This window comes from Desulfosoma profundi, from assembly GCF_055387865.1.
In genome coordinates, this window is record NZ_AP042420.1 from 1,288,965 (window position 1) to 1,311,708 (window position 22,744).

The window sequence follows — 22,744 nt, forward strand, 5'->3', positions numbered from 1 at the left end:
GATTTGGATGTCTAAGGCTCAGCCCGCCCGTCCCGTTCCATGGATTGAGTTTTATCGTTAAACCAAGCGCCATCCATGCCACAGCTGTCATTGTCGGGGCGCCCCCGTGGTCGCCCTGACACCGGGCACGGCCCTGATCCAATGGACCGCACCGATTCAGAACGGGCACGGGAGCCTGCCGCTACATGATCTTAGCCCGAGGTTGGGCGTCAATTCAAAACCGTGACAGAACATCCCAACGGCGGGAACCGCACGGATTCCGGTCAAGCTCATCCCATGCAGAATCACGGAACATCTTTCATCTCACGGGAAAGAGACCACGCGTCGTCGCCACGATCTTGTCCTTATACGGTGAGGCAAGAGGCGTAAATACGCCCAAGGCGCTCGGCAACGCGGCAAATATGAAAATCTGCGGGAAACCCTCCCAAGAGGCGTGAACGAACCGTTTCCAGAGAAGAAGGATCTTTCGAAAGATTTGAAAGCATCCGCGCGAGGGCTTCGACATTCCCGTGCGGCACAAGAAAACCACAGGCGGCGGTGCGCACCACCCAGCCCACCCCCGATTCGGGAATGTCGCTGGCCACAACGGGAACACCGTAGCGTAGAGCTTCCAAAAGCACCACGCCAAAGGCTTCCGTCTTTTCCAGGGACGGCAGGCACAGGACGTCGGTTGTAGCCAAAAGCGCCCAGAGATCCTCATCGGCAAGAGAGCCCACCAGAGCAACACGCTTCGCCAAGCCCGCAGAAGCGATGAGCCTTTCCAGAGCCGGCCGACGCTCACCGGTTCCGACAATAATCACCCGGCAGCCGGAAACGCGTGCGGCGGCCCTGATGAGCACCTCGTGACCTTTGTAATAGCTCAGGCGCCCTACGGCAAGGACGCGAAGATGCCGCCGTGCCCCCCACAGTGCTTCTGCCCGCTCCAACGGAAGCCGCTCTGGGGACGGCAGCCTTTCGGGATCGATTCCCAAGGGCACCACGTGGCATTTGGCGCGGTGCGCACGCAGGGGTTCACTCCCTTTCAGGTACTCCGGAGACGTAGCAATGACGGCCGCAGACCGTCGAAGCACGGCCTGTTCCAGGGGCCGATACGCTCGATAAAGCGCCGCTAGACGTCGGTCGAGCTTGGAAGGCACCACGTCCGCATGCCAGTGGACCACCCACGGAATGTGTCGCGCGCGTTTTAAAAGCAGCACCCATAAGGCACTGGTATTGGGCAAATGCAGGTGCAGGATGTCGGGTTTTTCCCGGCGAAGGATGCGGTTAAGAACCCAAGGAAACCCAGGGCTTACCGGCGCATGGCTCACTTCCCCGAAGAACGGCACGAGCCGAACATAGGGCGGCAGATCCCGCCTCTTCCGCCCATGCGCCAACACCACAGGTCGCCACGACCCCTCCGCCGCCTGGGCCCGAACCAGGTCGGCGAGAAAGTTTTCCATCCCTCCCTTAAATGGAGGGAAATACTTTCCCACGTGCACCACCGTGCCGCTCGACGTCCCCACTTTCCCCACACCTTTCACCGTGCGCACCACGCTCCGATGGTTCATCCCCGCAACTTTCGATCGCACCCAGTCTTGCTGCCCCGTGGGACTCTATCCGCCTTATCCTTTCACTACAAGCCCATGGCCCTTGAATCCGCGGGGAAACCACCCCATGGAGCCGATCCGACGGCATTCGGCTTGCCACACCGAACGCAACACCAGTATGGAATCACCTTCCACCCCAGGTCTGAACCCACGGGTTCGTCAAAGGTCTCCTCGGGAACTCGAACCCGAGACGCGTCAGGGAAGTCGTTCCACTAAAGCCCTAGGAAAATCACATGCACGGAAAAAACATGGATAGGCAGGACTTTTGGTCGCCCGCTCGGCCTACAAAGGCTCAAGCTCTTCGAGAAGGGTCTCGTAAGTGGTCTTTTGGAATGGACGTTCCATGAGGATGTCAAAGTCGTCATAGTGCGGATTAAAAAAACACCCATCCCTTTTAAAGACATAGGGGTGCGCCAGAAAAACATACGTGAGAAAGGCTCGGGGCAGGGCTTTGCCGGGGTAAAGGCATAGAAGCGAACAAGGCATCCCCTGAGCGACTCGGTTGACCCGATGCTCATATTCCACCACTTGATGCGCGCCAAGGGGATGCTCCAAAAGCCAGGAGGCGTCCGAGACCACGCGCATTCCTGTGAACCCAAGTTCCAAGGCGGATTGGACATAAGACACCAAAAGCGAAAGCACACGATCAGGGTCAAACGCACCATCTCGAATGTAAATGGTCTCCGAACGGTGGAAAGTCACGTGAGGTGTCGGCGGTGGAGAAAAGCCGTCCACAAGACACGCATCCCGGAACCGCACCGCCATCCCTTGGGGATCCGGCACAAGACACAAGGCGTGCTCGCCGCTCAGGAGCCCCTCCCGGATAAAAGATGCTGCCATGCATTCCCGGTCTTTTGCCGAAACGTAGCATCCGAAGTAGTGCTTCGAATGAGAGTCCGGACCTCCTCGATACGTCTTCATGGCGGCCCCCTTAAGTGCGCTTCTCTGTAACGCATTCTAACACAAATCGAGACGAAGTCACCTTTTTATTCCGGAAGAGAGAGGCTCCGGGGAGGGTGGGAATGGACAGCCATGGACCTTGACGGCTTCGGTGCCTATGCTAGGATGCGTGGGTCGACTTGTGGATTGGCTTGACGCTCACAATGCCTCGGCTGGGGCTTGCACCAAAGCATGGACAAAGATTCTCCGGAGAGTCCTTCGTGGCGCGAGAAGAGCTCAAGAGGCTCCTTCGGTACCGATGGCTCATCTTTGCCACGCTGGCCTTCGCCTATCTCTTTGTGTATTTCCACCGGCTCAGCCTTTCCGTGGTTGCCGAGGAACTGGCAAAGGAATTCGGCACGTCCGCCGGGACCTTGGGATTTCTAGGGTCCGTCTACTTTTACTGCTATGCCTTCATGCAATTCCCCGCAGGGCTTTTGTCTGATTCCATCGGGGCGCGCAAGGCCGTGAGCGCTTTTACCGTGGTGGCGGCGGCAGGGAGTCTTTTATTCGGCCTGGCACCGGATGTCCGGGTGGCCTTTGCCGGCCGGTTTCTTGTCGGCCTCGGTGCTGCCGTGGTTTTCATCCCCACCATGAAGATCCTGTCCCAATGGTTTCGGCCGAAAGAGTTTGCCTTTGTTTCCGGCATTCTTAACGCTGTGGGTGGGCTGGGCATTCTCGCAGCCACATGGCTCCTCGCTCGTCTCACGACCGCCTTCGGCTGGCGCTTTTCTTTCGAGCTTATCGGGGGTATCAGCCTGGTCATTGCGGTCTTGGTCTGGGCCGTGGTTCGGGACCGACCGGAAGCCAAAGGTTGGGCCCCTCTCGTCACCCCGGCTGCACCGGAAAAAACGCCAAACCCTGCGAGCATCGGCACCCTTCGGCAGGGCATAGCCCGCGTCTTGGCATCCTCCCAATTTTGGCTCTTTTCCCTGTGGTGTTTTACAAACTATGGCATCTTTTTCGGTTTTGGGGCCCTATGGAGCGGGCCTTATCTCATGCATGTCTATGGGATGAGTCGAGAACAGGCGGGATCAGTGCTGAGCCTTATCGCGTGGGGAATGATCTTTGGAAGTCCGGCTTTAGGTTTTCTTTCGGATCACGTCCTTCAAAGCCGCAAGAAACCACTGATGGCCTGCGCTCTCGCCATGACCGTGGAACTGGGCCTTTTGCGGCTCTTTCCCTCGGGGTTGCCCACGTGGGCCTTGATGCTCTTTTTTTTGCTTTTTTCCATAAGCTCCTCATCCACCGTGGTCGTCGCCTTTACGGCCGTCAAGGAGCTCTTCCCCATCGAAATCGCCGGAACCGCCTTGGGCTCCCTCAACCTCTTTCCTTTTCTCGGGGGCGCCGTAGCCATGCCTTTCCTCGGATGGATTTTGGACCTCAAGGCGGGCAGTTCCAAAGCCTTCGGCTATCCCTTGGAAGCCTACACGGTGCTGCTGTCCTGTCTCTTCTTTTCTTCCCTGGTAGTCCTCGCCTGCACCTTCTTCATGCGCGAAACATATACAGACTGAACTCCGCGCCCCTCATTCCTCACACACAACCCATGTGTCCTCAACGGTGCCGGCGGCCGACCGCGCAAGATCAATGGCGGTGTTGGTCAGGACGTCGGCAACATCAGCCTGTCCTCCTCCACTTTCAACGAAGTCGCCATGGACTCTGACAGAAGCTTTTCAGGCTAGCATACGGTGCCGTCCCTGTGTTTCACAACGATCAACTCTAATCCCGAGGAATCATCGGGGGGGTCTAAAGGGTCGCTCAGCGTGCCAAAGGGCGAGTCATGGTCGGCGCATGCACGGTTTCCGGCCCGGTGATCTCACCCCGTGGCATGACCCCTTGGCGTCGGAGCAGGATGGACGTCACCCGAGCAAGGCTCGCCTTTTGTGAACGGAGTACTCGGGCGGATCTTTCCACAGTCTCCAGGACGCGACTTCTGCTCTCACCCGGTAGCGCGGAGGCCATGTAACGTTCCGCGTTGACGCGGGTAGCCGCAATCAACTCATCTAGGGCTCCGCTGAGTTGTTCCTGGGCACGTCGAACCAAGTGACGGGCCCGCTCAAAGGTGCTTTGGGGATCCCGACGGGCCGCCGCCAGGAGGTACCATGTCTCTTCGTAGAGCGCCTGGGCCAACTGAATGCGTCTGAGGTCGGTACCATTGGCCCCCGCCTCCATTAGAAGCCGCTGGCAATACTTCATCAGGTTTTTTGCGGTGCTCCCGCTGAAGCCTTCCCTCGCTGCTTCGGTGACCACATGGGAAACCATGCTCAGATCATCCAGAAAGGCCATGTAGTTCATGGCGGGGGAAAGGGGAGTGTAGGCGCCCGACCGAACTCCACCGATGTCGTCCCGGCGCGTCACGTGCCGCGCCGCCCCTCCTGGACCGATGTACGCCCCATCCGTGGCTGCATTGATGCGTGACTGGGTCCGGGCCATCTCTTCGGCGAGGGCCGCTTTTCTCGCCGGGTCCGTTTCCCCCACAAACTGGCGGTGGAGATCGTCCATCTGGAGTTCCAGTCGGCGGCGCAGGGTGGGATCGGAGGCGATCCGCTGCAATTCTTCCAGACGCTCTGTGACCCTGGCCATGGGGACGTGTATTTCCCGAGCATACCGTTCCACGGTCTCGGGTGACGTGCCTTCCCGAAGCATCCGCGCCAGCACGTTGAGCTCCGTTTCCCGAACCATGCGCTGCTCCACTTCCCGGGCAGTTCGATCGGGAAGTTCCGCAAAGAAATGAAGCCGTCTTGGGTCGGCGAATATGTCGGCATGGATCAGTCTGCGCCACCCAGGCCCGTAACGACGTTCCATCACGGTAATGGCGTAGTTGCGATAGAACGTGGCGTCGCGCCCCAGGAAACTTATGTCCATATCGCTCGTCATGGCGTCGGTGCCGGTGCGATGCAGCTGTGGTGGGCCGAGGGTTCTTTCTGAAAAGCCGGAACCCATTTCGCGAAACGCGTTGTGCATTTCCTGCCCCAGGAGATCGTACTGCCGAATCCGCCAAGCCTGCATCCGGGTCATGAGTCGACTGCCCTCATCTCCTCCCCGTGCCAGAGCTTGGGCCACTCTCGACCATTCGCCTCCGTGAAGGTATATCACCGCCCCCGCGTTTCCACCCATTTCTTCCAGCTGGCGCGCCACTCGGCTCGTGTATTCCTGCACGGCCCCGGCGCTTCCGCTCAGCGCACGCTGCAAAAGGTCCACGTTGTCCGCCATCTGCGCCGCCATCCCAGGGCGGGACAATCCTGGAAAGTGGCGCGCTACTCCCTCAGGATCTCTCATCAACTCACGGGATAAACGGTTTTGAATGTCCGGGGCGGCGTTTTCAAAAGTCTCTGCAGCGGCTCTGCGGCCTCCAGCTCGCCCCGCCCGCTTAATGGCATCGCCCAGCAGGGGAACAAAGCCCACCAGGGCCAGCACGGTTTGAAGCTTGCCGTCTCGCCCCCCGGTTTCCCACATGCGATGAATGCCCGCCGCTACATCCCGAGCGTCGGCGATCTGCCCCACAATGGGGATACACCCAGTGAGGATCTGCCCGATAGTGGCGGCCGTGGATGGTTCCCTGTACCAATCCCCAAAGATAGCCCCTACGGCGAATTCTTCCACTACGTTTAGACCTGTAGAGTATCTTTCATGGCGCCATCCGGCCGTGGTCTCTTCAAGCCAGGCGCCATCGGACGTGAGAATCTGATGGACCTGCACCTGGGTACCACGCCTCATAAGGTAACCGTACCTGTCGTTCCGGGGGCTGGTCAGGTCCCTCAGGTGCACCTGAGGATCCAATTCATAGATATGCAGCCAATTGTCTGGGGCTTGTAGAACGATTCGGGCGCCCCGTAGGCGAAACAAATGGCCCAGCATTTCGTGGCGGCCCCGACCGTCGTTGTAATAGCCGCTTAGACGGCCGATCTCCCATCCTACCCGGACCGTGGTGTTCCAAAGCCTTCCTTCGATTTCTCCCACCACGCGACCTCTGGGGTTATAAACCATCCCCCCCATCTCGCGCCTGAGTTCCAACATCTCCCCAAGCGTTTCCGTCATGCCGCGGAGCAAAACTCTTTGGTAATCCAGATTTAAAACCTGAATGGTCATCAAATCTTGGAAACGAACCAGGCCATTTTGGTGAGGAATTCGCCAACGGCCGGGCCCCCAGAGATAGACAAGGAGAGGCCGTGGCGGGTACCCTTCAGTGATTGTCACGATCATGGGATGAGCAATCATTTGGCGGTATAGGCGCTGCTTGTAAAGATGCACCTCCGATGGATCGTCCCGCTCGGCCATGAGCACATCATTGGCCAAAACGCGGTCGGTAGAAACCGAGAGAGACTGGTGTGCACGCACAATGTCCCACTGGCGACGGGAGCGCTCCTCAAGCCGTTCGCGACGCCTCACGTCCACGGAAAGGATGGAGCCCCGAAGGGGTTCGAGGAGCCGCCCCAGTCGTTCCAGTTCCCGTCGGGCATCCAAAACGGTTTGAATCTGCCGCACTTGATCCGTGGAAAGAACGGACATTAAATGAGCGAAGTCTCGGCCAAGCACCTCCTGGACGTCCACTCTCGGCACGTCCTGCCGTGTTCCCCGCCTACGTCCGGTATCCCTGAAAATCCCGGGCATGCTCAAGCGCCGGGAATGCCACGTGAGGACCGATGTCATCGGGAAATTTGTGTCGTAAGACGGCATCGGGCTGTCTAGGGGGAGGGACTGCGCGATCTGTTCGGCCTGCTTTTCCAAGGAATCTTCTTGAGAGGCCATCACCGAGTTTTCCCTTTGAGAATGGACCGATGTCAGCCCTTCTTCCTGCTGCAGCGTGTGAACCACCTCATGGGCGATGAGCCTCCGGCCCTCCGAGCTTTGAGGGTTGTAGGCACCGTGACGGAAAAAGATATCCGTTCCCCAGGTAAAGGCTCTGGCCCCCAGGGACCGGGAAAGCAGATGGGACGCGGTGTCTTCGTGGACTCTCACGGCGGACAGGTCGGCCCCCAGCTCTCGCTCTATTCGGGTTCGGACCTCCGGATCCAGACCCCGTCCCTTGCCTCGGGATCGCTCAAGATGTGCGCCGATTCCATAAACCGGTGTTTCCGAGGCGCTCGTCGCCTCCTCTTTTCGCTGCACCGGCGAAAAAGGTCCCGGAGACGGCGGACCACCGAGAGCTCGAGGAGATGCCGGCCCAAACCCCCACAGCGCTGGCAGCAGGGAGCCGATATCGAGGTGGACTCCAAACATCACACTGTTTTCATCGGTAAAGATCTCCACGCGGAGCCAATCCACACCGGGAATAGGGAGAGAGCGTCCGTTGAGCAGCGGAAGAATGGTTCTTCTGGCCGAAGGGCTGGAAAGGATGCCCGCTAGAGCGCTTCCGCCGATAAGTGCAAAGGAGCTCACCAAAAGGGCGCGTTCTCCTGATGCGGCCCGTCCCCAAACATGCAAGGCTTCATCACGGGCCTGTTCCTGAAGGCGTCGAAGCATTCCGGCCACCGGTTCCGTAGCGGCCAAGGCCCGTGCCACATCCCCGATGGAGGCTTCACGAGGGGGAGTGGTAACGACGGTCGAGGCTGAGGTGGACGCCGGTTCGGCTGCCTGGGCCATGGGCCGGGGCGGAAGATGCGGGGCTGTTTCCACGCGGGCGGCCGCTTCCTGGATCAGGCCGTGCAGGAGCGAAGGATCCAATCGGGTGGTCAGGATCTCCTGGATTCGCCATTCGATCTCGGGATCCAAATGCAGCTCCAGAGGCTCCATACCAAGGTTTAGACGGGAAAAGACGCTGGATCCCGTGAAAAGGGACAATCCGCCCAATGCAAGCCGCGGAGAGGAAGATGAGGCCGAAACACTCTCCGGGCCGTTGTCCGGGGAACGCTGGATCCTACGGCGCGACGTGTCGCGAGAAGTCGTGCGGGCGCTTCGGCATAATGAAGACGCCTTCTCGCCCATTTGCCCCCTGGGTTTCTTCGCGTGGATCAAAGTGACCATGTGGACCCCTCTGGGGAATTGTCCGGCGCATTCATTGCCTTGTTCGTTTCAGCCAGGTCGCGATGGCCATAACAGCCAAGGCCGCCGCAATGGGCAGCATGAACCACAAATTTCCCAAAAAAAGCCCTGTAGCCCCGCAGGCCAGCAAAGCCGCGACACTGCTCACTCCCAGAATGGGAAAAGACCGGGGCTGAAGCCTTTGGGTCCGTACCAGATGGTAGACAAAAGCGATGGGTATGCGCAGAGTCCAGCGAAGCATTCGACGCGAAAAGAAACCAGAAAGGCGCTTATGCCCCTTTAATGCCGTCTGCATCAGGCACCAGACCAACAGGTAAACTTGGCAGGTGTATTCCGTAAGGATGTGGGCGGGCACGGCTCCTTTGGGTCCGGCAACCGTCTGGGATCCAAGGGCCATTTCTTGAAAGTCCAATCCGCAGTCTTTGACGGAGCTGCGGGCCGCGATCCCTCTTTCCCGGGCTCGGGCAGCTATGATGGCCTCCCCGCTCTGTGGCCCCACTCCCACATCATCGGCAACGGTGCCCCAAACGATTTCTTGAAAATAGACGTCTTCGTAGAGAGTTCCCAGGTCCTGGGACACAGCGTGGTACTGCGCCGCCGTAATGAACCGGTCCCTGAAGGCCCCGAGCTTTTGGAACCACTCCACTCCCTGGGGATCGTCATCAGAGCAGGAGGCTGGAGGCCGCGTGTCCATGAGGTCCCGCCACGACCGAAGCAGGGCTTTTTTTTGAGACAAAGGACACCCGGAAAAATGGTCATCCAGGGATTCCATGGTGATCCCATCGGGCAGGCTCCATCGCCTGTGCCACAGCCTTTTCTGAACCTTCGGCTCCAGAAGGCCCCGAACGATTTGGCAGATGCCGTCAATGCGGCCCCACAGAATATCGTTGGATCTCCAGTCCCGACGGAAAAAGGCGGCAAAATGGGCCAGATCGTCTCCGGTCACCTTGAGTCCCGGTGCCACGGCACTGAGGCCCGTTTGGGCGTCTCGAGGACTGATGCGCACGTATTGGATTTCATCCAGCTCATGGATGCCAGCGGCAAACTCCAAGGGATAAAAAGCTCGATCGAGGAGGACGAAATCCTCGATGAGGTTGCCTCTATCTGCGGTGAATTGAACCACTTCCTTTAGAGCATCGTGCAGTATGGTCAGGATTGTCCTTTGGGGCGCTGCAGAAAGAGTCCGAGGCCCCAAACGATCTACGCCCACATCCGAGCTCCACTGCCACGCCTGCAAGGATGTCTCGGTGAGCACGGAAGACCCAAGGGGCCCATCAGCGCGGTCTTGCAGCTTTCGAAGAAAAGAGGCGCCCTTGGAGGCACCCGTTTCCGCCGCCAACTTTTGTGTCAATGTACCCCAGACTTCGTTTTCCGGCTCCAAGTACGTCGTTAGTGATTTTAGGAGCAGCTCCGGCTCCAGGTGCTTACCCCCGTTTGTCTGTTGAAAGAGATTGTCTCGGGTGAGAGCCAGACCGTTTCGGATCACCTTGAGCGTTTTGATGATCCTTCCTGTGGCGCGGACGGCTCCCAACAAGTCCTCGTGCGTGGACTGTTTCGGATCGTCCACGCAGGTGTAAAGCTCGTAAAGAACGTGGAAAGCACATCGCATATGCCACTCCACGTCATAGGGATGGAGCCAGTCGGTCACGCTGCCCGTGACTTCTGAGGTCGTCCCCTTGACCGGTATCAACGCCAAGAGCTTTTGACGGAGCGAATCGAACAGCCTTACGCGTTCAGGATCGGCGATTTCCGTCTTGGCCGAAGGGACGTCGTCGGTATCCGAAACCATAAGGGTGCATAGGCTGTCGACACGGACCCGTCGGTAAATCTCCCCGTCTGGAGCGCAACAGTCCGGACTGGCGGAGGTTGCCGTCTCATGGGAACGGAACCTGGCCGGGTAGTCTTTCTTGATGCGCTGAAGCCAGCGAATTCTCGCATTGTGCGCTTTGAGTTTTTCCAAGTCCTCACCAATGCTTTCATGGGATGGAATGGTGTTCAGGGAGGCCGCGGCTACCCGAAAAGGGTTTCTCAAGCGCTTGGATTCGTCGTCAGTCAAGGGCGTGAGGTGCTCGGGATCCGGCTCCACGTAAAACAGTCGTCGATCCACCGGCTTGTGGGGCATACGGTAGAAGATGGCTTCCAGGGCGGGCCCGAAGGGTTTGTTGTCCAACACGCCGCCGTCCACGTACACGTGGTGCGTCGGCCGCGTGCGACTCGTTCGCTCCAGGGCTTCTTTCACCTTTTCCCTTAGGTCGCGGGGAATTTGCTCCAACGAAAAGGGTGGGAAAGCCACCGGAAAGGTGGAGGTAATCCGCGCGATGGAAGCCAGGATACAGGCCTGAAGCCGCAGGGAGCCTTTGGACCCGGAATCCGCATACCCCAAAGCCTTCCGCCCCGGCCGATGTTGCAGTCGAAAGACGGTTCGATGCGTCTTGTCGTCGATACGGGCGCCCAAGGAATCCCAAGAGGTGGTCAGGATCCCTTCCAAGTTGGTGCCAGTGATGAAGACATCCATCTCTCCCGGGGTGGACTCATGCTCGGAGGTCGGAGTGAGGATGCTGAGAAAGGCCTCTTCCAAACGCTTTTGAAAGTATCCTTCCCCGTCCAAAAGCGACTCGGCATTCTCGGAGGCGGCCACGGGGCGAAGAAGCGCACCCAGATCTCCATGTTTTCTCCATAAATCTGATGTCTTGGTAAAGTCTCCGCCGGATTCCAGGGCTGCGGCAAGAAACAGCCCGTTGATGCCGCCTGCGGACGTCCCCGAGACCACATCCACCACCGCGTTGGCGTCAAGGATTTTCAGAAGAAGCCTGAACGGGCCGTTCTCCCTCACCAGGTCAAAGAAGGCTCGACTGACCCCGTTTTCATAAACGGCCAAAGACACTCCACCGTAGAGCACCAAAGCGATGCGGATTTCCCGGCCGCGCTCTTCCCGGCCTGCCGTCTTCGATCCATCCATATAGGCACCTCTCTATCCCGTCGCATGAAAAAGCGGCGGAGTGCTGCACACATTCAAGGAACAACAAGGAGCTCGGCGGGTATCTGGCGGCCCAATTTCACATACTCCAGCTTCAACCCCTCGAGGACGTCTTCCCATTGCACCCGCCGTCCCGCTTCCAGAGCCCGAACGGCGGCGGCTAACACCGCATTTCGAATGTGACCTCCATAGACATCAGCATGGGCAGCCAAAAGATTCATGTCCCCAGGTTGCAACTCGTGATCGGTGCCTAGATGAGATTTCCACAGCGCGCGCCTCTGCTCGGGACCAGGTGCGGGAAATTCCACCACCAGGTCGATGCGGCGGCTGAAGGAGGCGTCCATGCGGGCCCGACTGTTGCTCGTAAGGAGCACGATGCCTCGATAGTGTTCCAAGCGCTGCAAAAGGTAGTTGGTTTGGGCATTGGCGAAGCGATCGTTGGCATCCCGGACTTCCGTGCGTTTCCCGAAAAGGGAATCGGCTTCGTCGAAAAGAAGGATCACGTCGGCGTCTTCGGCGGCCGAGAGCAGCGTGGACAGGTTTTTTTCCGTCTCACCCACGTACTTGCTTGTCACCGCGGCCAGATCCACGCGATACAAGGCAAAGCCAAGTCGAGCGGCAAGCCACGATGCTGCCAAGGTTTTTCCTGTTCCCGACGGCCCCACAAAAAGGGCACGGACCCCTGGCCTGTAGGATGCTTGAACGGTCACCCCCAGATGCCGGGGCAGATCCTCTCGGTGCCGACAGCGGGCTTCCAGCATTTCCAGCGTTTTTCGGGTGGATGCCGGGAGAATGAGTGCGCTTTCAGGAACTTCCTCCGCTACAGGCTGGGCCAGGGTCTCCAATTTCCCCACCTCAAAGGCCGCGCGACGCACATCTTGGAATTCCACCTGAAGTCGACCGTTCACTCGGGCTTTGATGCGTGCCAAAAAGGCGAGGTTTTGAATGCGGTCCACCCCATGAAGATGACCGGTGCTCAGGGTTTGAGCCACACCGGGATCGCCCACCATACCTAGCCACAGCCGGCACCTTTCTTCAGGACTGGGAAGCGGCACCCGCCACTGGATAACGGTCCCATCAAGAGCTTCCACAGCTCCGTCGGGACCCGCCAGCGCCAGAACAGGCCCTGTGTAACCCAACACGCCGGGAAGATGGCTCACTTGGCCGGGAGATGTCTCCAGCACAAAGACCGGAACCAGACGATCTAAAGCGCAGTACAATCCCAAGCCCGCCAAAGGGGCTTCGGAGGATTGAACCAAAAGCGGACCCCGGTTCAACGCCTTACAGACCAGAAAAGCCGCCAATTGCGCTTCCCGGAAAGACGACGCACGAATGACGAGATGGGCTCCGTGGGTTTCGCTCAAGGCCGAGGCGTGCGCGTTGGCATCACGCCGCAAGGTTTCAGGCATGCGGTCCGTCTCCATAAGGCCGCCGAAAGAAGTCCCGGGCCAGGGTTGCAAAATTCCTCGAAGGGAAAGGACTAGAGGAAAAGGCACTGCCAGTTGCTGGTCGCAAAGCGGTGCGCTTTCGTTGCGTCGGTAGAGAAGTCCTGTCCTCACGGCTGTTCCCGTGGTCAGAAGACACCCTGGGGAAGCTTCCGCAGCCTCCCTGAGAAACGGCCCCAAGGTTTCGGCCATGAGACCCACCGTAGGACGCGGCGATCCCGTGTTGGGCTGGATATGGGTCACCACGGCTGCCATGAGGGAATCCTCCTCGATGCTTAGGCACAAAGCTGTCGTGAGGATTTCCATGGTGCTCAGGGAGAGGGCGCGGGCCAATCCCACAAGGCGGGCATCCTGGGCTGCCGGGCGAAGCAGCGACTCCTCAACCGCCTGATGCCAAAGATGAACCGATCCTATCTTCCGCCACACGGCATGCAGGAAAGCTCCTTCCGGCCTTGCCAAAGAGCGTTCCGTATCCCTGAAATAGAAAAACGACGCAGGCCAAATCGCCGCCACAGCCAAGGATAGCCTTATGGCTCCCTGAGCCTCATGGGACACCTGTTCCCACAACGGCATCCCTTTGGTCCCCACCGCTCTTCTCCCCCTCTTGCATCACGAGTCGGGTGTCATGGGCACGAGTGCACCAAAACACTTGGGTTTTTGGGGACTAGGCAAATCGGTCTCCGGTGGACCACGCCGAATTCCGCCTTCAGTCCCCGTAATGGAAGGTGATCACCCGAGAAAGCCACGGCACCCAACCCGGGGTCACATCCAAACCCAGCCGACGGATACGAACATCCGTCTGATCCAGCCGAAAAAAGACGTCCACATGGGTGGGCCCAACAACCATGCGGCCAGGCCGCCGGGCTAACCCCTGAAACGTCAGCCCCTCCCGACGCCAAAGGAAAAGCGAAGTGACGAGTCGCGCCGCTTTGAAAAGACCTAGGAGGATTCTGTCTTGCAAACCATCTTGTACAGGAGCCTGCACCCAGGGGGCTGAGCCGGTTGAATCGAACGTTTTTCCATGGCTCGTCGAAACGCCGAAGACAAGGCGTTCAGTACGATCCACCAGCAGACGCAGTCCTTGCCTCGGTTGCACAATCCGGAGACCTAAGCGCCTTTGCGTCTGAGGGCGCTCCGCCAAAAGACGCCGCCACGATGCGGGCGGTTCAAAAAGGGGAACGTGCTGAGTTCCTGGAGAGACGAGGAAGGCAGGCGTTTGTCCCCGAAATCGGCTTTGAAGATCAGAAAAGGCTGCGGAGGATAAAGTCGAGAAGTGATTGAAGGGCTTGTCAACGCTCTTTTTTTCGTCCAGAGGCCTGTCCCATGACAACACTCGGTGGTGGGGGTCGCCCTCGGGCAATGGCAACAGACGTCCCATGTACTCAAGAAACCGAACTCCCGCGACCATCGCCGCAAAACAGGGATGTCGACAGAAAAGCTCTTCAAAGGACAAAGATCGAAAGAGGCCAAGGAGAAAAAGAAAACCTGATACGAAACTCCATTGCGCATCCAGAAACAACGGGGCCGCGAACGGTTGAGCCCGGTCGGCGCGAGAATTGTCGGCCGCCAAAAGAGATGGCCCGCGAGGCAACGACCTCGGATTTCGCACCCGCTGAGGCATTATCCGGGATTCCCGTGCCGATCCCACCCTTTGGACCGTGGTGGCGCCGGCTGTCATATCGATCCGGGTCTTCGAGGAAAGCAGGGGCTTTTCTAGGGGCAGCGCGGTTTTTTTCGGAGCGTCTTCGAGTTCTTCGTCATTGAGGGATCGGGGACGCTTTGACGAATCCCCAATCACCCAGGTGCCTGGCACGCTTCGTTCCCCATGCCCGCTTTCCTGAACCATGGCCTCAGGCCCCATTTCCGCTTTGGTGTCCAAAGGCGGCGGGTCCGTCTTTCGAGGGTGAACACTTTTTCCTTGAGGGAGTGAACTTCCGGGGGTGTTTTGAGCCGAGCGCTGCTGAGGAGCTTTGCCCCCCTGAGGCACTGCACCAGAGCGGGGAGGGATGGTTTTTTCCAAAGTCCGCATGGATTCTGAGGTGAAACGCAGGTCGGCTTCATTGAGCTCTCTCCATTTTTCGCCGGCACCCCGGTGGCGAAAGGCCTCCGCCCCTTCACTCTTCAAGGATACGGCATCGGTGGTTTGATCTTCCGGTGCGCGGTTAACTTTGCTGATCGAACGTGGCAACGGAACCACCACCGACCCCGTGTCCCAAACTTCAAGTGGGTCCCAAGGCGGCATGGCGGAGAAGGCAAGCGGGTCATCGCACCCCACGGGGTTTTGAAAACGTTGCCGGGAAGTCTCAGGGAGTGATTGTGTCACCGCCGATGCACCGCAAGCACAATGCAGGGTGTTTTCCATTTGTATAGGCCCGTGAAGCCACAGGGCCACCGCCGCGAGCCAGAGCGTGCGAGGATCTTCGTCACCCCAGCGAGCGGCCCAGCGGACCAGAAGACGACCCCATCGGTCGTGAAGCCGCGAGACGACGGACCGAACTTGGCCGGTCCCCCACGGAGGGTTGCAAGTGGCCGTCTCCTTCGGCAGGCCGAAATGGGTGAGCAGTTCTTCACCGTCTGCCTTATGGAGGGTTTCCAGGAGCGAATCCAGTCGGCCCGCGTCCATGAGGGTTGTGACGAGCCGGGCAACCGCAGCACGGGAAGGTTGCAGGCGGGCGGCCGCTTTGACCACGAGCGGCAAGCCACTGGGGTATTCGAAATCGTCACACCAGCCGACTATGGCTCCTCTCCAGAACCATTCGTCGGCCCGATGGGAGACAACGAGCCGCAACGCCAACAGGGCCGGAGCTTCCAAGGTGTCCCGGAACCAGACGGCGGGCGCCAAAGCGGCACCTGAAGTCCATGCCGGCACCGCCTGGAGGGCAAGATTGGCGACCATGGAATCCACAAGCCTGGATCCGGAAAAAAAACTCATGGGGGCTGTGCCGAGGCGAAGGGAAATGGAGCGCACCACGATCAAGGCACTGGAATTCATGCCCGGAAAGGATGCGGTGCGGAGAGTGTTTTCCAGGCACTGGACCACATGGGATACGGGTGCACCCCGGCCCGCCCGAATCCGCAGTTTTCTTACTCGACACTCCATACCTTGCCTTCTGCCGAACCTAGAGCCTGCCTAGGTTCCCGCCCCCAAGATCTCCGAGCGCCCCATCAATCCGTTTCGGACAGCACTCAAGGCCGTCCTCGATTTTATGGTGCGCCGGATGTTCCATTATGTCGGCATCGGTTCGTGGCCCACAGCGATGGAGTGATCTAATGGGATCCCACGACCTTTTCGTTGTGGTTTTAGAGAAATCGGGCTTTGGCTCCTGTGGGAATGTGGTAGGTGGTTTTTTCGGCCCACGTGACCTTCACACGAGCTTCAGCCCCGCTGATGTCCTCCACCACGGCGCGCACGGCACTTCCACTGGCTTCTTCAATGGCAACCTGCATCCCAATGCGGACCAACCCTTTATCGATCACCAAATCCAGCCAGTCCCCCGCCCTGCCCGTCACCGGTGCGGGCACGTGGCCGGCGACGATCTGGTTCACTGGAGCATGGCTGGCCAAAAGCACGGCCACGCGAATCACATCATTCATGAAATCCACGGCTTCCTGAATGCCGGGGTCCACTTGGGCAAACAGCCAGTCAATCAGGCTCTGCAGATCCTTTCGAAGCTCTAGGGAGACCTCCCCCCAACGGAGAAGAATGGTGAAACGCCTCAGGTCTACGGGCTTGTCGAATTGGCTGATCCGCCGTGCCCATTCCAAGCGTATAGCCGGCGGTACCCGACCCACCCTGACATACAAGCACACGGCGACATCCTCCATTTCCTGGACCAGCCTGGAGGCTTGGCTTGTCGCCTGAAACCGGCCGATTTTCCCACTGAGAAAATCCTCCACAGACAAGATCTCCTGAGCCTTCTCTTTGAGCTCTTTCCAGGAGAGGCGCTGCAAGGTACCTAGATCCAACAGCGCTTTTTTGCCCCATCGGGCGTCATCGGCTTGGGCATGGGCCCCCATGATGCCCTCGATGGCGTTCTGAAGAAATGAGACACCGAGTCCGTCAACTCCCCCACCGCGCTTCCCGAGTTTTTCCTCATCGACAGCCATCGTCTGGGCGCGCTTTTGTGCCGTCCCCAAAACATCCAGTATGCGCCGAGGGTGGTCCAGCCGGTCCAGAAGCTTCTGCAGTGAGGGGAACCACGCCAGCGGCAAGGCTCGCAGGTGCCCGAACATCACTTCCAACTCCTCCGGAGCCTGGTGTTCTTCTTCCAGGCACGTGGGTATCGGAGGTCTCCACACCCCATACAGGGAGAGGCATGGCACGGCATGGGTGGTGATGGAACATCTTCTTGGGCGGGCATAGATAAGGAAGGGCACATGGTTTTCCAGAATCTCCCGCCGGCGTCTGTTGACGGCGTCCACTCTGGCTTTTTCCTCCTCGAGCAGCGATCGGGCCACCACGAGATCGTGCCGCCGTTCCGCCAGCTCGTCGTCCACTATCTTCAAGGCGTGGGCCCATCGGTCTGCAATGTCTTTCAGCTCTTTGAGACATTCCAAGCACTTGTCCCGAACGGATCGATAATCCAAGATTCGGGCTTCCATGCGGCGAAGGATCCCCACCGCGCTCTCCAATGCAGAGACGCCCGAAGCAAGGTACGCTGCTTCATCGAACACAGTGGGGTCAGGATCAAAGACGCCGGCCATGACCAGATAAGGCAAACCCGGATCCCTCAGATCGCATTCCCGATGATCCAATAAAATCCGGAGGGCTTGCCCCAACACACTCTGCTGCTCGGCGGAAAGCCCTTTGAGATGCACAAGCACGTATGCGCCCTGCTCATGGATGCACTTCCACTCTTGAAGCAGGTTCACTGCCTGCCGGTAATCTGCGGCAAACCGGGCGAAATCCTCCTTGGAAAAGATTGCGATACTTCCATCGGACAGAGGTCCACGCACATCCCCAGTTTCGATGGGGATCTTCAGAAGGCTTTCCAAGACGCTCGCCTTGGTCGCCACGGCGTAATTTTTGGCTTCTGGGGCCAAAGGATCGGTAATACGTTCCACCACCGTTGTGCTTCGAAAATCGAGAATCCTGCCCACGATGGGATTCTTCAGTTGAATGTCGGCGGCTGTCGCCGCCTCCACAGAAACAGGTTCCGCGGTAAGGTCCTGGATCGTCTTGGAGACTGTCCAGGTGGGGCTTGCCGAGACCCTCTCGGTGGGATTGTTCGATGGCTTCACCGCCGCACCCGTCGTCGTTTGCATCCCCTTGGCCTTTTCGAAAAAAGCTTTCAACTGAACCTCAGTGGCCCGGCTTGTTTCACCTCTGGCAATGTCCGCCAACACGGGGCTTGTGGCCAGCCTTGTGGCTTTTTCATCCCCCAGCAGAATCTGACGCACTCGATAGATGTCTGTCTGAACCTTGAGAAATCCTAGGTCCACCGCATCGTCGCTCCGCCGAATCTTGTCGTCCAACTCTTCGATGAACGTGCCAAGATCCTTGTAGTCAGAGTTTTCCTGCCTGCCGGTTTTGAGCAGCTCTAAGCACTGTTTTTCTTCCGTGGTGAGAGAATAGGCCGATAAGGTATGATCGACGAGCCGGACGAGAACTTCCAGGGTCTTTTTCTTGTATTCGTCTTGCTGTCCGTCACTCCACAGGGCCTGCTCTCCCGGCTGGGCGTCCAGGTCCGGATCCGGGTAGGTGGGAATGGCTGCCACGTCCATACTGCCCAGGACCACAGGCGCTTGGGATCTCAGATCCGTCCGCCGGCCCAACCACAGCCCGATCTCTTTTAAAAGGGCATCCACGGTCTGCTGAAGGGAGGGATCCGGTTCCTCGGTCTGCAGCAGTTGGGGCTCGTAGAGCTCTTGAGGCACGGGAAGATAGACCATGAGGGCATCCGCACCGAAGAGGTCTAGTGGTTTCAGGGATACGCTACCTTCCACGATCCACTCCACCTGCTCCAACGGCACCGGAGTCGCCTCCAGCCGGTAGTTTCCCGGGAAAAAGCCGATGCGTCGGTGTTCCAGGTCCAGCACCTCCATGGGCAATACCCCCACAGGGGGAAGATAACGGAACGAATCGGCGGCTCTTTCCATTGGCCGCCCTGAGGCCAGAATCTCCCGAAGATGTTCGTGGAATTGCTCTATGCGTGCCTGCCAGAGGAAGGGAGAGCCCCTTGAGGGGAAGATCGGCCGTTGGTGTCGGGGGACACCGCCACGGCGGACCACAGCGAAGCGGTCCGCAAAGACCACAGCGCCGTCCTCGGCAATCTGGACTAGAGCCACGGGAACCCCCACCTGTTCCCAAGGAAAGACAGGAGGTGATCCGTCGGAAGCGGCCTCATGAGTGAAGATCCGATACGCCAGCTCGTTTCTGAAGCGAACTTCAGACGCCGGCAGAGGAATCTCCGTCGTGGGCCAGGGCATCCACACCAGTCGGCATCCGTCGATCCATTGATAGTCCACAAAAGCTTCCTCGTCGGGATGCAGTTCGCAAGGGTCCATATCGTCTGGATCGGCTGGCATTCGGGCAAGGATCGGCTCCAGGATCAACACCCCCACCCCTCGTGGCGGCGGGGATTCCGAGTTATCCTTTCCCCAAGTGGGGATGTGGTCCAAGGCGACTCTCATGGGGCGCGGCACTACGACATCCTCTCCGTTTAAGCATAGGCCCCGACCCGGTGAGAGCGTCATGACCCAGTTCCCTTGCGATGTGGAAAGACGCTCCTTCGGTTCATCCCCTTCTTCCATCGTGTCAGCCCGAACCCCTTCACTGCGTGGCTCTGGCGGCGGTTCCACGTCCACTTGCAAACCGAAAACCACCCCCGCCGACCGCTCCAAACCAGCCAGGGCAAGATGTCGATCACGGTGGGCGGATTCCCTGTCTAACGCCGTCTTTGTCAAAGTCCGGCCGGCATAATGATGGAGACGCCGAGAACCTTCTGCGATTCGAATCGCCGGCACGGGTTCGATGAGAACAGCGCGTTCGTCCCTCTCCCAACCTCTGAGCGGAAAGATCCTCATGACGCTAGACTCCTCGAGGTCCCATGAACGAACTCGACCAGGGCGGCCGGTTTGACGCTCGGGTCTTTCACCAGCGCGTTTAGGTCTTCCAAAAACTTTTCCCGAGCTTCGGGCTTGATACGCCGCATGATCTCATCGATTTCGGGAACCACCTGCGCTTCGGCCAACTTCTTTCGGACCATTTCATTTTTCTTCATGGCTTCCGTGTCAGGGATCCCGTCCCCCGTGGTTTCCGGTTCCAGGATCTTTTGTTCGACCATTCGAATGCCTTCGCCGAGAGCCTCGGCGTCGTAGCGTTTCATGATCTCTCTCGCCGTGGAGGCATCCAGCCGTTTGGCCTTCTCCAATTCCCGGACGGCGGCTCTGAGCAATGTGTCCGATTCTTGGAATTTTCTGGAGGTGAGCATGGAAGCCATGATAAGGTCCGCCTCGGCACTGGCCCGAACCTTGAGGCGCGTGTACTTGTTGGCTAGGCCTTTCTCCTTGAGGTACGCCCGCATCTGTCTTTCGTCCCGGAATTCATCGGCCAGAACGGGAATCTTGGCTCCCACCACGTCTTCCCGCTGGTGAAGGTTTCGTCGGCGCACATACCACAGCGAGGGGTTTTGATTCAGGAGCCGCTGCCATCGGGACAGCCTGTTTTCCTGAACCGCCGCCTCAGAAAAAAGCGTTCGTGGCTCCATCCCCGACGTCAACGCCCTCACGTTCTTGACCCTTCGGGTGCCGGCGGCACGCAGCGCCGTTTCGCTGGTCCCGAGTTCTGCGGCCATCTGTCGGTAGATGCTCCTCGCCAATGGAAGCAGGACGAGAACCGAGGTCGCGGCCAGAATTTCTTCCGACGCACCCAAATCCAAGGGCGGAAGCTGGAGACTTTCCTCCACCAAGCAGGGCAGTTCATCGTCGGGAATGAGAGAGAGGTCCACCTGGACGGCGGGGGGAAAGTAGGTTTGGGTCAGGGCCTTGGGGTCGATACACGCCGCCGGAAGCTGACCCGCGGAAGGCAAGGAAAGGAAATAGTCCGAAGCGGCAAAGGCAGGCGGCAGCCCCGCCAAGCGTCGACTTTCCACAATTTCTCCGAACATCCTGCGGGTTTGCAGGAAATGTGAGATGCGAACCCATTGAGGGACCGTGCCCAATCCGAGAACATCAAGGGGGGAAGGCCCCATCTCCCGGCGCACCATGGGCGGGTCCACCCACTGGACGAACCCTCTGTCCAGCTCCACCATGGCCAGAGGAAGGGTGGAAGGAGGCGGTGTGTAACCAGCACCGCGAACGAAAAGTTCATGGGCGGCCGTTGCACGTCGCCACGAAGGCGGTGTGGCCACCTCCGTCGAGGTGTAGGGGAGAAGGGTTAATACGACGGCTTCCACAATGTCGCCATCTTCCACACGCTGGTCGTCTCCCAGCCGGGAAGGGTAGGCGCCTACAGGATTGGCCGTGAATTCCACGGGCCGGGCTGCGAGAACGAAGAGACCCGAAAGGGTTCGTAAGGGTGGAGCCGGCTCCTTGGACAAACCGAGCGTTCGGTTCAGCTGGTCCAGGAAAGGCAGATTTCCCAAGTCCACTTCCACGTCCCGAGGCAGAACGATGCGTTCACCGCCGAGAGCGATTCCAAAACCCTGTTCCACGTGAAGATGGCTCGCCTTGGAACCCGGCATCACCCACAGCCCACGCACGACCCCGTGCCCTGCGGCCTGAGCGAGATCCGCCTGCCGAACGAGAAAGTAGGTCTGCTCGCGCTGCAGGTCTTGAGCCGTGAGGAATCGGCCGTCAAACCACAAGGGCCGGCTGCGCCGGGTATCGGTCATCAACAGTCCCGACCGGGAAAGGCGGCTCAGGGTTTCTGCGTCCACCTGGACACGCCCCATCTTTGGGATCCATTCCGCCATGGCTTGTCACCTCATATAGCCGGCCAGCCAGGCCAGCTCGGCCGTAGAGAAAGAAAAGAGCCGAAGATCGTTGAAAACTTCCACGTCCCGGGTCATGTCCCGCGCCACGGGTGGCCCCGGTGTGGCCGGGAGGACGACACGGGCGAGAAAGAGTTCCGTGCCGTCCTGATCCGGTGTGTGTTCTGGAAGAGGAGACAGACGATCGCCTCCGTTTTCCCACTGGGTTTCTTCAAACCACGCCTCGCGAAGTTTGTAGTTTACGATGCGACGCCGCTGCTCCTCGGGATCCGTCAGTCCGCTGAGATCGGGAAACAGCCGACGAGGTCTCGGGGGGACAGACTCCTCTCGAAGAACCAGGCTTGCCCGGCTTCCGTCGCGGATCCGGGAAGGGGCCACCCCATCCAGTTTGTCCAAGTTTCCCGTAGCAAAGACCGGCCGCGTGCCGTGACGGCAGGGGACGTAAGTGACAAAAACATCCACCCAGATTCCTTCCGGGAGGCCGGCGGCGGCAAAGTGATGGGCTTTTGACAGGCGATCTCGTCCAACCGGGTCCTCCGCCTGCTGCTCGAACCATACACCCAGCCGCAAGCACAAGGGACGACGCACTTCAATGAGTCTTCCCAATCGGTCCAGGGCAAGCCCAGCCGTCACCACCAGCTGCTCTTCCCGGGCAGGGCGGGGCGGGGAGGTCCGCTCTTCCAAAGCGGGAAGCCATTGCACCTCCAGTCCGGCCACGGTGCCATGTCCGTGCAGGTACGCTGCCAGGCGGGCAAGCCGGCTCCTGTGATAGGTTTGCTCATCTTGAAAGTCTTCCACATCGAGGAGCATGCCCGTTTCGTAATGCAGACGGTCGGGAGGGACGGGATGGGTCAGCGGATCAGTGGAACGCTCCATGGCGAA

At 59.1% G+C, this 22,744-nt stretch carries 10 protein-coding genes; 1 reads left to right on the forward strand and 9 read right to left on the reverse strand.

Translation table 11 applies throughout. The annotated features are described in order from the left end of the window. Positions 1 to 344: 344 nt before the first annotated feature. Together ACZ5K9_RS05640 and ACZ5K9_RS05645 are read right to left on the reverse strand one after the other, a co-directional pair. The gene (locus tag ACZ5K9_RS05640) at positions 345 to 1,547 is read right to left on the reverse strand and encodes a glycosyltransferase (RefSeq protein WP_464273447.1); all 1,203 of its coding nucleotides are present in this window, start codon (positions 1,545 to 1,547) and stop codon (positions 345 to 347) included. A 321-nt stretch (positions 1,548 to 1,868) separates the two neighbouring features. Then, on the reverse strand, positions 1,869 to 2,507 hold the full coding sequence (locus ACZ5K9_RS05645) for an MEDS domain-containing protein (RefSeq protein WP_464273448.1): 639 nt from the start codon (positions 2,505 to 2,507) through the stop codon (positions 1,869 to 1,871). A 239-nt stretch (positions 2,508 to 2,746) separates the two neighbouring features. Here ACZ5K9_RS05645 and ACZ5K9_RS05650 point away from each other — a divergent pair, with 239 nt between their 5' ends. Further along, positions 2,747 to 4,039, forward strand: coding sequence for an MFS transporter (locus ACZ5K9_RS05650; protein ID WP_464273449.1), 1,293 nt, complete (start codon positions 2,747 to 2,749; stop codon positions 4,037 to 4,039). A gap of 244 nt (positions 4,040 to 4,283) precedes the next feature. Here the strand turns inward: ACZ5K9_RS05650 and ACZ5K9_RS05655 are convergent, their stop codons facing one another. The 7 genes from ACZ5K9_RS05655 to ACZ5K9_RS05685 form a co-directional block, all read right to left on the reverse strand. Further along, positions 4,284 to 8,489, reverse strand: coding sequence for an eCIS core domain-containing protein (locus ACZ5K9_RS05655; protein ID WP_464273450.1), 4,206 nt, complete (start codon positions 8,487 to 8,489; stop codon positions 4,284 to 4,286). 31 nt (positions 8,490 to 8,520) lie between these two features. Further along, positions 8,521 to 11,466, reverse strand: a complete 2,946-nt coding sequence (locus ACZ5K9_RS05660) for a patatin-like protein (protein ID WP_464273451.1) — start codon at positions 11,464 to 11,466, stop codon at positions 8,521 to 8,523. A gap of 53 nt (positions 11,467 to 11,519) precedes the next feature. Continuing rightward, positions 11,520 to 13,517, reverse strand: coding sequence for an ATP-binding protein (locus tag ACZ5K9_RS05665; RefSeq protein WP_464273452.1), 1,998 nt, complete (start codon positions 13,515 to 13,517; stop codon positions 11,520 to 11,522). 118 nt (positions 13,518 to 13,635) lie between these two features. Further along, positions 13,636 to 16,029 carry a hypothetical protein gene (locus ACZ5K9_RS05670; RefSeq protein ID WP_464273453.1) on the reverse strand — a complete coding sequence of 798 codons (2,394 nt, stop codon included), beginning with the start codon at positions 16,027 to 16,029 and terminating at the stop codon, positions 13,636 to 13,638. Positions 16,030 to 16,229: 200 nt separating this feature from the next. Next, positions 16,230 to 19,955, reverse strand: coding sequence for a hypothetical protein (locus ACZ5K9_RS05675; RefSeq protein ID WP_464273454.1), 3,726 nt, complete (start codon positions 19,953 to 19,955; stop codon positions 16,230 to 16,232). Beyond that, entirely contained in the window at positions 19,952 to 21,844 is a 1,893-nt protein-coding gene (locus tag ACZ5K9_RS05680; RefSeq protein ID WP_464273455.1) for a hypothetical protein, read from the reverse strand. Before ACZ5K9_RS05680 ends, ACZ5K9_RS05675 begins: the two co-directional genes overlap by 4 nt. Before the next feature lie 6 nt (positions 21,845 to 21,850). Next, a complete protein-coding gene (locus ACZ5K9_RS05685; RefSeq protein WP_464273456.1) occupies positions 21,851 to 22,738 on the reverse strand; it encodes a hypothetical protein in 888 nt (295 codons plus the stop codon). Between the last annotated feature and the right edge of the window lie 6 nt (positions 22,739 to 22,744).

Excerpts from the sequence above, each read along its gene's own strand:
- ACZ5K9_RS05685 (WP_464273456.1), bottom strand. The coding sequence starts at position 22,738 with ATGGAGCGTTCCACTGATCCGCTGACCCATCCCGTCCCTCCCGACCGT.
- ACZ5K9_RS05675 (WP_464273454.1), bottom strand. The coding sequence starts at position 19,955 with ATGAGGATCTTTCCGCTCAGAGGTTGGGAGAGGGACGAACGCGCTGTT.
- ACZ5K9_RS05660 (WP_464273451.1), bottom strand. The coding sequence starts at position 11,466 with ATGGATGGATCGAAGACGGCAGGCCGGGAAGAGCGCGGCCGGGAAATC.
- ACZ5K9_RS05680 (WP_464273455.1), bottom strand. The coding sequence starts at position 21,844 with ATGGCGGAATGGATCCCAAAGATGGGGCGTGTCCAGGTGGACGCAGAA.
- ACZ5K9_RS05670 (WP_464273453.1), bottom strand. The coding sequence starts at position 16,029 with ATGGAGTGTCGAGTAAGAAAACTGCGGATTCGGGCGGGCCGGGGTGCA.
- ACZ5K9_RS05655 (WP_464273450.1), bottom strand. The coding sequence starts at position 8,489 with ATGGTCACTTTGATCCACGCGAAGAAACCCAGGGGGCAAATGGGCGAG.
- ACZ5K9_RS05640 (WP_464273447.1), bottom strand. The coding sequence starts at position 1,547 with ATGAACCATCGGAGCGTGGTGCGCACGGTGAAAGGTGTGGGGAAAGTG.
- ACZ5K9_RS05645 (WP_464273448.1), bottom strand. The coding sequence starts at position 2,507 with ATGAAGACGTATCGAGGAGGTCCGGACTCTCATTCGAAGCACTACTTC.